The following is a 15,531-nucleotide window of genomic DNA, read 5'->3' as shown; positions in this document are numbered from 1 at the left end:
GCCGGCGCGGTCCAAAAGGTCTCGCGCATTTGCAGAAAGTTAACCAAACAGGTAGATGCCCGGGCCATGGTTGGCAGGCGGGAAAGCGGAAGCGCAAGGTGAGCGACGCGAAGGGCGAACAGTCCTCAGGAACAACAAGGAACGGCTTCGTCCCGCTTCCCGATTTCGGGGCGATGACGGCTGCCTGGGCGGGCAATTACGACCAGTCCAATTACGATGCCAATATGGCCGGATCGGTCCTGATGCGCAGCCACGCGCTGTTGGAGCGCGATTTCGGCCCGGATCGCCATTTCGGCAAGGTGCTTGAGGTGGGGGCCGGCACCATGGTGCACCTGCAATCCATCCGCCACAGGTTCGATTCCTACATTGCCTCCGACATGAACGCCGATCTGATCGCCGCAGCGGCGCGCCGGCCTTTGCGTGAAGGGGTGGAACTGCAACGGCTCGAAGGCGGGGCCCTGCCCTTTGCCGATGGCACCTTTGACCGGCTGATCGCGACCCACGTGCTCGAACATATTCCCGAGCCGCATCTGGCTCTGGCCGAATGGGTGCGGGTGCTGAAACCCGGCGGCACGCTGTCCCTCATCCTGCCGTGCGATCCGGGTCTGGCATGGCGGCTGGGCCGTCACTTCGGCCCGCGCCGCCGCGCGCAGGCAGCCGGCCTCGACTACGACTATTACATGGCGCGCGAGCATGTGAATTCGATCTACAACCTGCGCCAGCTCCTCCGCTATCACTTGCCCAACCGCAAGGAAGCATGGTGGCCGCTGGGCTTCGCCTCGCCCGATTTCAACCTGATCTACTGCATGAACGCCGTCGTATGACGGGCGCGGCATCCGGCCTGCGTATTGCCGCAGTGCTGCCGTGCTACCGCGTGGCCGACAAGGTGCTGGGCGTGATCGCCCGGATCGGGCCGGAATGCAGCGCGATCTATGCGGTCGACGATTGCTGCCCGGAACAGTCGGGCGACCGGATTGCTGCCGACTGCGCCGACCCGCGCGTGCAGGTGCTGCGCCACGATGCCAATCAGGGCGTGGGCGGTGCGGTGCTGACCGGCATGCGCGCGGCGTTGGCGGACGGGGCCGACATCATCATCAAGATCGACGGTGACGGGCAGATGGACCCGGCGCTGATCCCGCTGTTCACCGCACCGATTGCCGCAGGCCGCGCCGATTATGTGAAGGGCAACCGCTTCTTCAGCCCTGAAGACGCGCGCGGCATGCCTCGAGGCCGCTTGCTGGGCAATCTGGCGTTGTCGTTCATGACCAAGCTGTCGACCGGGTACTGGCAATTGTTCGATCCCAACAACGGCTATGTAGCGATCGATGCGCGGGTGGCGGCGTACCTGCCGTTCGACAAGATCGCGCGGCGCTATTTCTTCGAAAGCGACATGCTGTTCCGCCTCGGCACGCTGCGCGCCCGCGTGATCGACCTGCCGATGCGCGCGGTATACGATGGCGAGAATTCCAGCCTCAATCCGGTGAAGATGGTGCCGCACTTCTTCGGCCGTCATACGGTGAACACCTTCAAGCGCATCACCTACAGCTATTTCCTGCGCGATTTCTCGGTCGCCTCGATCGAACTGGTGGTGGGATCGCTGATGCTGCTGTTCGGCCTGCTGTTTGGCGGGACAACCTGGATCATCAACATGCAGGCGGGAGTTGCCACCCCCATCGGCACGGTCATGCTGGCGGTCCTGCCGATCCTGATGGGGCTGCAATTCATGCTGGCCTTCATCGGCTATGACATCGCCAGCGCCCCGTCCGAGCCGATAGGCCCGCTGCTCGGCCATACCGTCCGGCAACCGGGCGAGCGCTGATGGCCAACGATAATCCAGCCATGGCCAAGAACCCCGAGGCCCCGCTGCTGGGCAAGGGCATGCTGCTCGCCCTGTTCGCGACTGTCGTGATCCTGCGCATACCCAACGTCCTGCTGCAGGGCCGCTTCTTTGGCGAGGAAGGCAGTTATTTCTTTGCCTATGCCTGGCACATGGAATGGTGGGAGGCGCTGTTCCATCCGCTCGGCGGCTATATCAACGTCATTGCCTCGGGCGGCACCTTGCTGGCGCGGCAACTGGTTGGCTGGGGAGTGATCCCGCTTGAGGCTGCGCCCTGGGTGACCTCGCTGATCGCGCTGGCCTTCCAGATGCTGCCGGCCGTGCTGATCATCACCGCGCGCGATGCCTGGCTGGCACCGCGCCTCGCCAAGCCGGCTGCACTGGCGCTGATCGCCGCCGCACCGATGGCGCATGAGGTGTGGCTGCATTCGCTGCACAGCCAGTTCCACTTGACGCTTTGCGTGGCGCTGGCGCTGGCCTGCAAGGTGCCGGAGAGCCGGCGCGGGCGGGCGCTCTATCTCGCCATCCTCGCCCTTGCCCCGCTGTGCGGACCGGCGGCGATTGTCTTCCTGCCGTTCTTCGGACTGAAGGCGCTGATCGAACGCACGCGCGGCCGCTGGGCGCAGGTCTTTGCCCTGGGCATCGGCGCGGCGGTGCAGATGCTGGTGTTCTATTATCCGGTCATGGTGCGCGGCCACAGCTTCGATCCGGCCATGCTCTCCGCCCTGCTGCTGGTGCGGCAGGCGGTGCTGCCGCTGGCCGGACCCTTTGCTGCCAAGGACGCCGGTTTTGCCATCTTCCAGCAATTGCCCACGGGCGGTGTCGGGCTGACGGTCGTGCTGGCGAGTGTGCTGTTGTTCGGCGCGCTGATCGTCTTCGCCTTGCGGCACTGGCGGCAGCCGGCGGCCTGGCTGGTCATCCCCGGCCTGCTGCTCGCCTGCGTCAGCTATTTTGGTGCGATTGCCACGCCGGCGGCGATGCTGCTGCCGCTGGTTGGTGAGCGCTATTCATTTGTCCCGAACGTGCTGGTCGGCCTGTCGCTGATCGCCCTGGCCAGCACCACACGCGGGCTCGGCTCGCGCCTGTTCAGCGCGCTGGTGGCCATCGAAGTCGTCGTCGCGGTGGCATTCTTCTCCGGCCCGAAGGCAGAGATGACCGAGGGGCCGAAATGGGCCGACGAAGTGGCCAAGTGGCGCGCGGACCCCACTTACAAGCTGGAAGGCTGGCCAAGCGGCTGGACGGTCAACCTTGCTCCGGGATCACCGCGCTGCCCCGAGGTGGCCGGGCCAGCCGATCCGGAATATTGCGACGGACATTGGGAAGAACGCGAAAAGCGCTCGATTGCCGGGATGGCCCAGTAGCCAGCCAGGGAATCAGGCTGAACTAGTCGCGCAGGTCCGCCAGCTTGCGCTCCCACGCCAGCGCATGGGCGACGATGGTATCAAGCTCGGCGTGTTTGGGCACCCACGGCAAGGTCGCCTTGATCCGCGAATTGTCCGAGACCAGCGCGGCGGGATCGCCGGCGCGGCGCGGCTGCATCTGGCGTTCGATGGTCAGGTTCGTCACCCGGTCGACCGCGTCGAGCACTTCCATCACCGAGAAGCCCCGGCCATAGCCGCAGTTCATCGTCAGCGAACGCTTCGGCTCGGCAATCAGTGCTGCGAGTGCCAGCACATGCGCGGCGGCGAGGTCGGAAACGTGGATGTAATCGCGCACGCCGGTGCCGTCGGGCGTGTCGAAATCGGTGCCGAACACACCGACATGGCCGCGTTTGCCGAGCGCGGCTTCGACTGCAACCTTGATCAGGTGCGTGGCTCCGGCGGTCGACTGGCCCGAACGCGCCTGCGGATCGGCCCCGGCCACGTTGAAGTAGCGCAGGGCGCAGTAGTTGATCGGATGGGCAGCGGCGGTGTCCTTGAGCATGACCTCGGTCATCAGCTTGGACATGCCATAGGGATTGATCGGGATCTGCGGGCAATCCTCGCGAACGGGGGAAACCTCCGGCTCGCCATAGGTCGCGGCGGTGGAGCTGAAGATGAAGTGCGGCACCCCGGCGGTGACGGCTGCTGCGACCAGCGCGCGGCTCTTCGCGGTGTTGTTGTGATAATACTTGAGCGGGTTCTCAACCGATTCCGGCACGATGATCGACCCGGCGAAATGCATGATCGCTTGCGTGCCCTGTTCGGCAAAGATGCGCGCGAGGAGGTCGGCGTCCTCGATATCGCCTTCATAGAACGGCACGCCATCGGGCACGGCAAAGCGGAAGCCGGTGGTCAGGTTGTCAATCACCGCGACCGGCCAGCCCGCATCAAGCAAGGCGAGCACGGCGTGGCTGCCGATATAGCCGGCGCCCCCAGTAACGAGAACAGGTACGGTTTTATGAGAGGGGACCGGGGACATGCGACTCCTTCAGCCAGCGATTGGCCTGCAGACTCCTAGCGCCAAACGATTACCGTGTCTTTACCGAGCCATAGGTTCCCCAGCGCCACAGCCGCTCCATCGGGCCCTGATCGTGTCGCGCCAGCCACCAGCGCGAAAAGACGATCTGGAACACGATGATTGGCAGCGCGACCAGCGTGGTCTCCAACGGCCCGAGCTTGCCAGCGATGCCGAAAAACACCCCGAGCATCAGCACGCCCAGCAGCGTGTGGGTGAGGTAATTGGTCAGCGCCATGCGCCCCACCGGCGCCATGACGCCGAGTACGCCCTTCGCCTTGGGCCATGCGAGCACGAAACCGGCGGCATAGGCCAGCGCCAGCGGCACCGTGCCGAGGACGGACGACCAGTGTTCCTGATAGACCTTCGGATCGAGCGCAAAGACGAGGCTGGCGGGTATTCCGATCAGCAGGCCGAACACCAGCGCGCGCAGCAGCAGCTTGCGATCCGTCAGCAGCGTTCCCGCGATCAGGCGGCGGCCTAGCACCATGCCCAGCAGCATGATGCCAAGCACCTTGGGAATGCGCCATGTCACCAGCAGATGCTCGATGCGGAACGGCAGGCCCGACAATTGCCAGGCGGCAAAGGCGCTCCAGTCGCGGCTTTCCATGTAATCGATAGGCGAACCGAGCAAGGGTCCGCCAACCGCCTGAACGATCTGCAAGCCGATCTCCTCGAGCCAGTGACCAAGGTCGATGCCTGCCCAGGCGCAAAGCGGCACCAGCACCAGCGGCAGGGCCAGCAGGACTACCGACAGGATCAGCAGTGACCGCTCCTTCCACGGCCGGAACAGCGGCAGCAACAGGCCGAGTGCGGCGTAAAGAGTCAGGATATCGCCTTGCCAGACGAAGCACATATGGACGAAGCCGATTGCCAGCAGCACCAGCATCCGGCGGCGAAACACCGCGATCCCCGCCGCGCCGCGCTTTTCCAGCCGGTCGAGCTGCAACGTGAAACCGATGCCGAACAGCAGCGAGAAAATGGTGTAGAACTTGCCGTCGACGAAGAACTTGATGAGCTGGTCATAAAGCAGTGCCGCGCCCGGACCGGCCATGGCGGCCTGCCGATCGGGCGGCATCATGTACCACCCGGTGAACACCGGCAGGTTGGCGATCAGAATGCCGAGCAGCGCGAACCCGCGCAAGGCATCAAGGATTTCAATGCGATCGCTGCCAGCAGTCGCGTCAGCGACCGCCTTCCCCTGCGTAGCCATGCCCATTCCCCGCCTGTTTATGGCATAAGGTTACTCCTGTAACCGCAATGCGACAAGCGTGGTGACCTGCGGTTCATCCGGCGGAAAGATTGCACCGCCTAGCGCAAGGGGGCTAGGCCTTCCCCACCTTGCCTCAGGAGCCTCCCCGGATGACCAATCGCCACCCCGCAACCCGTGCCGCGCTGATCGCCATCGTGCTGGGCGGTCTCGCCGCCCCGGCGGCTGCCCGCCCGGGCTTTGGCATGGGCATGGGCATGGGTACAGGATGGCGTGACGATCCTTATGCCAACCGCTGGCCATCGGACCAGCGCCTGCGCAGCAACAGCGGCCCGGCCGAAGGCAAGGTCGAAGTGACGCGCTTCGTCGCAGAAGATGGCGGCGCCGAATTGCTGGGAAAGGGCAGCGCGGTTTCCATCCCCTCGCCCTCGGGCTCCGGCTTTGCGGACAGCGAACTGCGCCCCTATGCCGCCGCGGTCGATGACCGGCTGGCCAGCCTTGGCTATCAGACCGCCACCACTGCCGCCGCCGCCGGACAAGTCGTCGAATTGCGCGTCACCCGCGATGTCGTGATGCCCGAGGAAGGCAAGCGCAACCCGGTCAGTGGCGAAATGGAAGTCGGCGTTTCCAATCGCGGCACGATGATGGGTCTGGGGCTGAACATCGACCTGTCAAAGCCGCGCAAGGCGCTCGTCTCGACCCGGCTTGAAGCGCGAATCAAGGACGTCGCCAGCGGCAAGACCCTGTGGGAAGGCCGCGCCGACATGATCAGCCGCGACGGCAGCGACAAGTGGACCGAAGGCGCGGTGGCAACCAAGCTGGCCGGCGCCCTGTTTGACAAGTTCCCCGGCAAGCCCGGCGAAACGCACCTTTCGCAGCGGTGATGCTTGCAAAGCGGCCGCGCCGGGAGCAACTTCGGCAGCACAGGAGTTTAGCACCCATGCGCTTGAAATTGCTCGCCCCGCTTGGCCTTCTGGCGCTGGTCACCGGCTGCATCGCGCCGACCGGCCCGATCGAGGTTACCCGTTTCCACGTTCCCGACACGTCTCTGCTGGCCAAGGGCAATATCGCGGTTGAACCCGGCACCGGTACAGACGGCAATTCGCTTGAAGTGCAAAGCTTCATGGGCGCGGTGCGGACCGAATTGCAGCGGCTGGGTTACGGCGATGCAGCAGCCGGCAGCGGCGGCCAGGTGGCCATCGTCCGCCTTGCCCGCCAGCGTTTCCAGCCCGCCCGCAGCGGCGGCGGCCCGGTGAGCGTGGGCGTCGGCGGATCGACCGGCTCCTATGGCTCGGGGCTGGGTGTAGGCATCGGGCTCAACCTGTCCGGCCCGCCGCCAGAGCAGATCGAAACCGAACTGGCCGTGGCGATCCGCGACCGCAAGACCGACAAGGTCCTGTGGGAAGGCCGCGCCAGCTTCACGGTAAAGGCCAGCTCACCGCTCGCCTCGACCCAGCTTGGCGCACCAATGATGGCCGCTGCGCTGTTTGCGGGCTTCCCCGGCAATTCGGGTGAGACGGTTTTGGTGAAGTAAGGGTTCAGGGTTCGCGCAGAGACCGCAAAGAGTATGCGCTTGCGGCGCAAGCCGCCTCCATCTTCCAGCAGCGATCCAGCCGCAAGCTTTGAACTTCAGGAGGAGCCTTTGGCTCGCACGACCTCTTCGCGCTCTTTGCGGCCTTTGCGCGAACCAAACTTGCACCACCCCGCCCCCCACGCCTAGTCTGCCTCCATGACCAACATCCAGATTCACTCGGACTTTGATTCCGGGAACATCGAAGTCCTGTCCATCGACGGCAACACCGCCCGCCTTGCCATCCGGCAGGACAAGGACAGCGAATTCTTCCAGTGGTTCCACTTCCGCGTTTCCGGCGCAAAAGGGCGCGCGCTCGAACTCAAGATCACCGGGCTGGGCAAGAGCGCCTATCCCGGCGGCTGGCCGAATTACCGCGCCGCCTTTTCCGAGGACCGCGAGTTCTGGGGCCGCACCGACACCAGCTGGGACGCCGGCGAAGATGGGGGCACCCTGACCATCGGCCACACGCCCGCGGGCGACTTCGCCTGGTTTGCCTATTTCGCGCCTTATTCGATGGAGCGCCACCACGACCTGATTGCCCGCGCCGCGCTGATGGACGGCGTCACTCACCGCACGCTCGGCACCAGCCTCGATGGCCAGCCGATCGACTGCCTCGACATGGGCGAAGGCCCCTTGCAGGTCTGGCTCTATGCCCGCCAGCATCCCGGCGAAACCATGGCCGAATGGTGGATGGCAGGCGCGCTGGAATGCCTGACCGATCCCGCCGATCCCTGGGGCCGCACCCTGCGCCAGAAGTGCACGCTGCATGTCGTGCCGAACCTCTGCCCCGACGGGTCACGGCGTGGGCATCTGCGGACCAACGCAGTGGGCGTGAACCTCAACCGCGAATGGCACGAACCCACGGCGGAACGCTCGCCCGAAGTGCTGGCGATCCGCCATGCCATGGACGAAACCGGCGTCGATGTGGCGATGGACGTTCACGGCGACGAGGCAATCCCCCACGTGTTCATCGCCGGCTTTGAGGGCATCCCGGGCATGAAGCCCGGACAGGTCGAGGCGCTTGACCGCTACAAGGCCATCCTTGAGCGCCGCACCCCCGATTTCCAGACCCGCCATGGCTATCCCAAGGCCCCGGCGGGCAAGGCCAACCTGACGATGTCAACCAACCAGCTCGCCGAGCGTTACGGCGCGGTATCGATGACGCTGGAAATGCCGTTCAAGGACAACGACGATCTGCCCTGTGCAGCTCAGGGCTGGAGCCCGGAGAGGTCAGCGCTGCTGGGGCGGGATTGCATGGCGGCGCTGGGGGAATGGGTGCTCTCCAGGCCCTGACCCTCGCCCGAATTCGACCCCCGTCATCGGCGCAATACCGCCCGTCATCGGCGCAATACCCCTCGTCATCCCCGCAATACCCCTCGTCATCCCCGCGAAGGCGGGGATCCATCGGCTGTTGCCGGTCGCACTGACCTCGCCCTTTTACGCAAGTGCGGATGGACCCCCGCCTTCGCGGGGGTGACGGGTTGGGTTTGGGGTGTCCGGCATCGGGCGCCGGAGATTGTCCCAGCCAAGTGAAGCCTTTCCTACACGGGCCTGATCTGCGATCCTCGCCCTCATGCCCCACCGACCAGCGACCGCGCGATGAGCGCGCTCCGCATCAGCAATGCTCTCCCTAAAGCCGCGCCACCAGCGCGGCTTTTGCGCATCTGGGCCTCGCCTTATGACAAATTCACGCGCAGCACTGCGGATGTGTTTCGTCAACTTGCATTTGACGCAAGTGGATCAGCTTTCCAGCATCATCCCGTAGTCGCGGAACAGGTCGAAGCACTTGGCGTTGATCACCATCAGGCGGTCGTCCTTGTCGAGGTTCAGCTTGCGGCGCATCATGCGCACCACCGTGGTCTGCGCCGGGCCGGTCAGCCCGTGGATGCCGCAGAGCACCTCCGGGTTGTGCGAGAAGGTGGAATCGACCAGCAAGTCGATGTTCTGCGGGTGATAGCCAAAGCCGGTGAACACCAGCCGCTGCGATTTGAGCATCGCGTTGCGCAGTTCCATCATGGCCCGGTTATCGCGCGCCAGCTCGCCGGGCGTGCGGATGTTGTGGACGAGGTTGATCATGTTCCAGGGGTTTTCGTTGCCCCATTCAACGTCGGCGCCTTCACCCTTTTGCCATGGCAGGCGGCCGATCGTGCCATAGGGGTGGACGATCTTGAGGTGTTCGGAGACCGTGCGCTGTGCCTCGGGCAGGGTCATGCCATAGGCGGTGATCAGCACGTAGGGCAGGAAATGTTCGATCGACCGATCGTAATTGAACGAGATGATCGACAGGTTCTCGAAGCACTGATGGACCTTGCTGCGCGGCACGCCGGTGGTCATCAGCTTGCCCAGTTCGAGCAGCCAGAAATCGCCGGCCTGCAGCGGCAGTTCACCGGGGTTCTTGGGCGCGGGGCGAAGGTTGGACCGCGCCTCGCCCTGGCAGATGAAGTGCGCGATGGCGAGCTTGCCGGTCAGTGTGACGAGCGGATTGTCGTCGTTCTGTTCGATCACGCTGTCGATCATCTTGCTCATCCGGGCAGAGATGCGCAGGCGCTCGGTGGCTTCATAAAGCTTTTCCAGGCTGTTGCCCGGGCGTTCGGCCAGCTTGTTCAGGTGGCGCAGCAGCACCGACGAATCCTTGGTCATCTGCTCACCGCCAAAGCGGTAGAAGTCGTAAGCCGAGGCGGAGCGTTCAAGCACCTCGAGGCTGGAGGGCAAGTGGATTTCCTGGCTCGCACCGGCCCCGACGATCAGCGTTGTCTTCGTCCGGATCATGCGTTGGCTTGCCAGTCCTGCCTACAGGAGCACCCCCGGCAAGAGCGCCGGATTTCGGATTTTCGTTTAGGCTTGAATGGTTAACGGCAGGATAAAGGACGACACCTAGTCGATCAGGTCGGCACCCGTCGGATTGCCTTGCGGAACGCCGTGGCGGGCGTGCCATTGGTCAAGGTCGTCGTAGCAAGCCTCGACCACCGAGGCGTAGGTTTCGGCAAAGAGGCGGCGCTGGTCGGCGTGATCGAAAACGAAGGGGCGATTGTCGCTGACCGCGTTCAGCACCATCGGCGCGACGTCTTCGGGGAGGAAGAAGGCCATCGAGCTGTGCGTCTTGTCGGTGCCGGAAAACTGGACTTCGGCGACAGGCTCGGGTCCGCCGAACTTGTCAGGCCGGTAAGCGCCGTTGTTGGCCTTCATGCCTGATGCCACGCCGCCGGGGCAGTAGATGGTGGTGAAGACATTGTGGGGTCGCAGTTCGATGGCGAGGTTCATCATCATGCCGATGATGCCCATCTTCGCCGCCGAATAGGGCACGTGGACCGGCATCCAGCCGGGCAGCAGCCCGGCCATCGAAGAAGTGGCGCAGATGTGTCCGCCGCCCGCCGCGATCATGCCGGGGAGAAAGGCGCGGGTGCTGTTCATCACGCCCATCAGGTTGACCTGGACGATCCAGTCAACGTCGGCGTCGGTCATGTCGACAAGCGGGGTGAAGCTGGTTGCGCCGGCATTGGCGAAGACCAGACTGACCGGGCCGAGCGCGGCGATGGCGGCATCGCGCATGGCGTTGATCGAGGCGCGTTCGGTGACGTCGCAGGCAATGGCAATCGCCTCGCCCCCGGCATCGCGGATGGCTGCGGCGACCGCCTCGGCCTTGGCGAGCTGGATATCGGCGACGGCGACGCGGGCGCCCTGGCGGCCAAGCTCCTTCGCCAGACCCATGCCGATGCCCGATCCGCCGCCCGTGACCACGGCGGCCTTGCCTGCGATGTCGGTCATGCCTTCTCCCGGCGCCGCTTAATGCGACGTTCGGGTTTCATTGTGCTTTGGAAGTCGTCGCTATTCAAGAGCCCCCGGCCCGAATGCGTGTGGAAGCAAGTCCGACAGCCGCATTTCGAGCACTTCGGCCTCCCCGGCGCACCACACGAGCGGGTCATTGCCGCCAAGTGAGGCGAGTTCGTTGAGCATCTGGCGGCAGCGACCACAGGGGGTAACGGGATCGCCGGAACCGACTGCCCCCGCCTTGCCGCCGATCACCGCGACGGCCTCAAGCTGCCCGCGCCAGTCTTCGGATAGCGCCTTGCCAACGGCGACTGTCTCGGCACACAGCGTCATGCCGTAGCTGGCGTTCTCGACATTGGCGCCGGTCAGCACCGAGCCATCGGCAAAGGCCAGCGCCGCGCCGACATGGAAGTTCGAATAGGGCGCATAGGCGCGGGTGGCTGCAGAGCGCGCGGCTTCGATCAGGGTATCGCGGTCAATCATCACGCCACCCTAGCGCTGGACGGCCAGCCAGCGAAGCGGCTTTTCCGTGGCTTCGGTCTGGAGCCCGCCATTGGCCGTCCACAGCGTCCACGGCCGGCCGGCATAGTCTGGTTCGAGCCTCGTCCGGACCAGCCAAAGGTTGCGGTTTACCGCCGAAGCCACGCGGTAACGGTCCTGGAACTGCGCGCTGAGCTTCAGGATCACCGGCTTGCCGGTATGGGTCTCGACCTGGTTGAGGAAGGTGGTGAGCTCGCTCTCGACACCCGCCTCGGTCACCTTGCCGGGGCAGTTCTCAGCCAGCCGGTCAAGCGAGACGGCGCTGGGCAGCAGCCGCGAATCGCGCGGGACGACCGTGACGAAGTTCGCCGCCTGCTTGTCCGCCGGCTGGCACGGATCATATTCGTGCACCGCGCCAACCTGCATACCCACGGCGCGCGCACCTTCAAGATTGGCGGTGAAATTGGCATCGCGGGCAAAGACGCTGGCCGAGGCATCGACATAGGCAAAATCGACGCCGATGGTCTTCATCGCGGTCCAGTCGATCGTGCCGTCCTCAGCGCCGACCTCGATTCCCTGCACCGGCCACTGCTGACGCGAAGGCTGCCAGCCGCGCAAATGCCACCACAGCGCGGCACCGCCCGCCAGCGCGAGCAGAATTGCCAGCGCGGCGAATCGCAGCCGCCAGCGGCTCGCTCCCTTTTTAGCCATTTCAGATGCGTCCCGGTTCCCGTGTCATGCCCTGATATGGAGGACGCAGATCAAGGTAAAGAGCCGGCGTGCCGTGGCGAAGTCGGTCTCGACCTTGCCATCGAGCCTTTCGAGCAGCATTTCCGCCGCCCGGTCGTGCACGCCGCGACGGGCCATGTCGATCGTCTCGATCTCGTGCGGCGAGGCGCGGCGCACGGCCTTGTTGTAGCTTTCACAGATCGAATAATATTCGCGCACCGGCCGCCGGAATTTCGCCATGCCCAGCATGAAACTTTCGAGCAGTTCGGTGCCGCCATCGGCAAATACGTCAAGCTGCAGCCGACCGTCATGCACCGCCATCAGCAGCCGATAAGGCCCTTCGTGCCCTGCCGCGAAAGAGCGGATTGGCTTGAACACGTTGTCCTCGATCAGGTCGAACATCGCGACCCGGCGCTCCTGCTCGATCTCGTCGCTGCGGCGCACGAGCGAGCTTTCGTCAAAATCGATCGCAGAGATGCGCGGTGCGGCCATTGTGATTATTTCGCAGACGCAGCAATTGCGGGCAAGGGAATAACCATCCCCGCTATCCACAAGGCAGACCATCGCTGCCCCCCTTGCGGCGCGCGGGGTCTGCGCGCATTGCCCTGTTCCATGGCCGAACAAGCGATTCCCCTGCGTCCCGACGAAACCCCCATCCGCACCCTGCCCTCGAATCTCGAGGCCGAGGCCGCGTTTCTGGGCGCGGTGCTGATCGATAACCGCGTGATCGAGGAACTGGCGACACCGCTGCGCCCCGACCACTTCTTCGAGCCGATCCACGCCCGCATTTACGAGCGTGTCGTGCAATTGCTGGACCGCAAGGCCGTAGTCACGCCCGTCACGCTGCGCCCCTATTTCGAGGCGGACGAAGCGCTGAAGGCGGTCGGCGGCGTCACCTATCTCGCGCGGCTCACAGCTGATGGGCAGGGCCTGCTCGCGCCCAAGGAACTGGCCGAGCAGATCTATGAACTGGCGCTGCTGCGCGAACTGGTCACGGTCGGGCGCGACCTCGTTACCAAGGCGATGGATACGTCGGAAAGCGTCGATCCGCTCGAACAGATCAATCTGGCCGAAGCCGCGCTTTATGCCGTGGCCGAAGGGGCATCGAGCCAGAGCCAAGCCTCCAGCTTCGGCGATGCCACCCGCGTCGCCATCACCGCGATCGAAAAGGCGCTGAACTCCGGCGGGCATATCGCTGGCAAGACCACCGGCTTCACCTCGATCAATGAGCGCATCGGCGGCTTGCACGATTCCGACCTTATCATCCTTGCCGGCCGTCCGGGCATGGGCAAGACCTCGCTCGCCACCAACATTGCCTTCAACGCCGCCAATCGCCTGCTGACCGACATTCAGGCGGGGATCGAAGAGAGCGCCTCGGTCGGCTCGGCCGTCGCCTTCTTCAGCCTGGAAATGAGCGCCGACCAGCTCGCCACCCGTATCCTTGCAGAAAACTCGGGCATCAGTTCTGAATCTCTGCGCACCGGCCGGATCAGCCGCGAGGACTTCCAGCAGCTGTCTTTCGCCAGCCAGCGGCTCGCCGAATTGCCGCTGTTCATCGACGATACCCCGGCGCTGACCATCGCTGCGCTCCGCGCCCGTGCCCGCCGCCTGAAGCGCAAGCACAACATCGGCATGATCATCGTCGACTACCTGCAACTGCTGCAGGGCACCGGCCGCGCCAGCGACAACCGCGTCAATGAAATCTCTGAAATCAGCCGCGGCCTCAAGACGCTGGCCAAGGAGCTGCACCTGCCGGTGATCGCACTGTCACAGCTTAGCCGCGCGGTCGAAAGCCGCGAGGACAAGAAGCCGATGCTGTCCGACCTTCGCGAATCAGGCTCGATCGAGCAGGACGCCGACATGGTCTGGTTCGTCTTCCGCGAAGACTACTACATGAAGATGACCGAGCCCAAGATGCCCGCCGATGGCGATACGCCCGACGTGCGCGACAAGTGGGAAAAGTGGGTCCAGAAGATGGAGCAGGTCACCGGACTTGCCGAACTGATCGTCGCCAAACAGCGCCACGGCGCCACCGGCAAGGTGCGGCTGCGCTTCGAAGCGCGGATCACCCGCTTCTCCGACCTCGCGCCCGAAGAGCTGGCGGACCAGTCCTACAGCTACGAGTGAAGCGGCACTTCCACGGAGGGAGCAAACCGCCCCCGGTGGAGCAGCAGGAACATCGCGCTGCCAACCAGTGAAGCGCCCGCCGCGATGTAGAGAAACGCGTCGAAGCTGCCAGTCGCGCGTTGGACCAGTGCCACCATTGCATGTCCGCCGCCCATCGCCGCGCCCATCGCTGCGGTCAGCAGGCCAAGCACGGTGCCGAACAGGCGGATACCGAACTGGCGCACGACCAGCACCGGGATGACGTCCGCCTCGCTGCCGAAAGCCAGCCCGATCAGCATGAACGCGACGAAGACCACCGGCATCCCGTCAAACGGCGAGGCGAGAAGCAACAGGCCGATGGCCGGCAGGGCAAAGCCGAAGGCCGCAACGCGCGGCGGCGAGAGGCGGTCAACTGCCGCGCCGAAGATGAAGCGCCCCGCGACCGAGGACAGGCCCAGCGCCGAGATCATCAGCGCCGCCGACGCATCGCCCAGCCCCTGTTCGGCGGCCAGCAGCTTGGTCTGGGTCGTCGCGAGGGCAAACGGCAGGTTTACGAGGTATGTCGCCAGCAGCATGACCCAGAACGCCGGGGTAGAAATGATCGCTCGGTAATCGCGCCAGCCTTCGCCCCGGCGGGCGCGTTCGCTTTCAGGCCGGCGCTGCTCGACCCCCCACAGCAGCCACAGCGTCGCCACGGCGCCAACGAGGCAGAAGGCAGCGACCAGAAGGTAGCCGGCCGTGAACCCTTGCGTCCGCACGAATTCGCTGACCAACGGCGCTGCCAGCGCTCCGAACAGCGGCGCGCTGGCCCCTGCGAGGCCCATGGCCAGCCCCCGGTTTTTCGTGAAAGTCTGCGCGACCACCCGGGTGTAGACCGTCGAGGTGGTGGTCGAGCAGACGAGGGTCTGGGCAACGTAGAGCCAGAAATAGGTCGTCAGGCTGCCGTCCATCAGCGCGATGGCGACGAGAAACAACGGAAAGCTGATCGCCCCGATCGCAGCGATGCGCCAGACGCCGAACCGGTCGGCCAGACGGCCCGAGACCGGAATCGAGAAGATAACCAGCAGTTGCACGGTCGAAACCCACGACCATTCTTCCTTCGTCCAGCCGAATTCCTTGAGGAAATAGGGCGCGAAGATCGAGAGGATGAAGGAATTCAGCGACAGCGCCGTGCCGATGCCAAGGAAGGCACCCGCCAAGGGCCGCCAGTTGCGGCGGAATTCGCCTTGCTCGATCATCTCATCCCCGTCCGTCGTTATGCGGCGATATTGGCGGGTGCTGGCAGGGCGGCAAGCGATTTCCTTGACTTTTCGCCCCCGCGTTACTAGCTGCCGGCCTTTCCGAGATTCTCGTTTGCTGGAGTGCCCCCATGGCGCGCGTTACCGTTGAAGA

At 64.7% G+C, this 15,531-nt stretch carries 15 protein-coding genes; 7 read left to right on the top strand and 8 right to left on the bottom strand.

Translation table 11 applies throughout. The features are described from left to right. The first annotated feature begins 98 nt into the window (after positions 1-98). From RMO89_RS05675 to RMO89_RS05665, 3 genes are read left to right on the top strand one after another with little or no spacing between them, the layout of a single operon-like run. Positions 99-824 (top strand): class I SAM-dependent methyltransferase, encoded by a 726-nt coding sequence (locus tag RMO89_RS05675; protein ID WP_310531761.1) that lies wholly within the window; start codon positions 99-101, stop codon positions 822-824. Beyond that, positions 821-1,819, top strand: coding sequence for a glycosyltransferase family 2 protein (locus RMO89_RS05670; protein ID WP_310531759.1), 999 nt, complete (start codon positions 821-823; stop codon positions 1,817-1,819). The genes RMO89_RS05675 and RMO89_RS05670 overlap by 4 nt, the downstream gene beginning before the upstream one ends. Beyond that, complete coding sequence (locus tag RMO89_RS05665) at positions 1,819-3,198, top strand: hypothetical protein (protein WP_310531758.1); 1,380 nt, start codon at positions 1,819-1,821, stop codon at positions 3,196-3,198. The genes RMO89_RS05670 and RMO89_RS05665 overlap by 1 nt, the downstream gene beginning before the upstream one ends. Positions 3,199-3,220: 22 nt before the next feature. On the opposite strand, the gene galE is transcribed toward RMO89_RS05665, so the two are convergent. Both galE and RMO89_RS05655 read right to left on the bottom strand, forming a co-directional pair. Continuing rightward, a complete protein-coding gene (gene galE / locus RMO89_RS05660) occupies positions 3,221-4,237 on the bottom strand; it encodes a UDP-glucose 4-epimerase GalE (protein WP_310531756.1) in 1,017 nt (338 codons plus the stop codon). Positions 4,238-4,286: 49 nt separating this feature from the next. After that, on the bottom strand, positions 4,287-5,486 hold the full coding sequence (locus RMO89_RS05655; RefSeq protein WP_310531754.1) for a DUF418 domain-containing protein: 1,200 nt from the start codon (positions 5,484-5,486) through the stop codon (positions 4,287-4,289). A 149-nt stretch (positions 5,487-5,635) separates the two neighbouring features. Between RMO89_RS05655 and RMO89_RS05650 the strand changes: the two genes are divergently transcribed. The 3 genes from RMO89_RS05650 to RMO89_RS05640 all read left to right on the top strand — a co-directional run bounded on the left by RMO89_RS05650 (position 5,636) and on the right by RMO89_RS05640 (position 8,349). Then, on the top strand, positions 5,636-6,367 hold the full coding sequence (locus tag RMO89_RS05650; RefSeq protein ID WP_310531753.1) for a hypothetical protein: 732 nt from the start codon (positions 5,636-5,638) through the stop codon (positions 6,365-6,367). A 56-nt stretch (positions 6,368-6,423) separates the two neighbouring features. Continuing rightward, complete coding sequence (locus RMO89_RS05645; protein WP_310531752.1) at positions 6,424-7,017, top strand: DUF4136 domain-containing protein; 594 nt, start codon at positions 6,424-6,426, stop codon at positions 7,015-7,017. A gap of 195 nt (positions 7,018-7,212) precedes the next feature. Then, positions 7,213-8,349, top strand: coding sequence for a M14-type cytosolic carboxypeptidase (locus RMO89_RS05640; RefSeq protein ID WP_310531751.1), 1,137 nt, complete (start codon positions 7,213-7,215; stop codon positions 8,347-8,349). Positions 8,350-8,796: 447 nt separating this feature from the next. On the opposite strand, the gene RMO89_RS05635 is transcribed toward RMO89_RS05640, so the two are convergent. The 5 genes from RMO89_RS05635 to RMO89_RS05615 all read right to left on the bottom strand — a co-directional run bounded on the left by RMO89_RS05635 (position 8,797) and on the right by RMO89_RS05615 (position 12,525). Next, positions 8,797-9,825 (bottom strand): hypothetical protein, encoded by a 1,029-nt coding sequence (locus RMO89_RS05635; protein WP_310531749.1) that lies wholly within the window; start codon positions 9,823-9,825, stop codon positions 8,797-8,799. A gap of 105 nt (positions 9,826-9,930) precedes the next feature. Further along, complete coding sequence (locus tag RMO89_RS05630) at positions 9,931-10,821, bottom strand: SDR family oxidoreductase (protein ID WP_310531748.1); 891 nt, start codon at positions 10,819-10,821, stop codon at positions 9,931-9,933. Between the two features lie 60 nt (positions 10,822-10,881). Beyond that, positions 10,882-11,307 carry a cytidine deaminase gene (locus RMO89_RS05625; protein ID WP_310531747.1) on the bottom strand — a complete coding sequence of 142 codons (426 nt, stop codon included), beginning with the start codon at positions 11,305-11,307 and terminating at the stop codon, positions 10,882-10,884. 9 nt (positions 11,308-11,316) lie between these two features. Next, entirely contained in the window at positions 11,317-12,015 is a 699-nt protein-coding gene (locus RMO89_RS05620; protein ID WP_310531746.1) for a glycoside hydrolase family 25 protein, read from the bottom strand. A 24-nt stretch (positions 12,016-12,039) separates the two neighbouring features. After that, positions 12,040-12,525 (bottom strand): UPF0262 family protein, encoded by a 486-nt coding sequence (locus RMO89_RS05615; RefSeq protein WP_310531745.1) that lies wholly within the window; start codon positions 12,523-12,525, stop codon positions 12,040-12,042. Positions 12,526-12,645: 120 nt separating this feature from the next. On the opposite strand from RMO89_RS05615, the gene RMO89_RS05610 reads away from it, so the two are divergent. After that, a complete protein-coding gene (locus RMO89_RS05610; protein WP_310531744.1) occupies positions 12,646-14,160 on the top strand; it encodes a replicative DNA helicase in 1,515 nt (504 codons plus the stop codon). Here the strand turns inward: RMO89_RS05610 and RMO89_RS05605 are convergent. Next, positions 14,151-15,377, bottom strand: coding sequence for an MFS transporter (locus RMO89_RS05605; protein ID WP_310531743.1), 1,227 nt, complete (start codon positions 15,375-15,377; stop codon positions 14,151-14,153). The genes RMO89_RS05610 and RMO89_RS05605 overlap by 10 nt on opposite strands. Between the last annotated feature and the right edge of the window lie 154 nt (positions 15,378-15,531).

It is taken from the genome of Novosphingobium sp., from assembly GCF_031424035.1.
GTDB lineage: Bacteria > Pseudomonadota > Alphaproteobacteria > Sphingomonadales > Sphingomonadaceae > Novosphingobium.
Note: the sequence above shows the minus strand (reverse complement) of the source record. Positions and strands in the feature narration are given on the sequence as shown.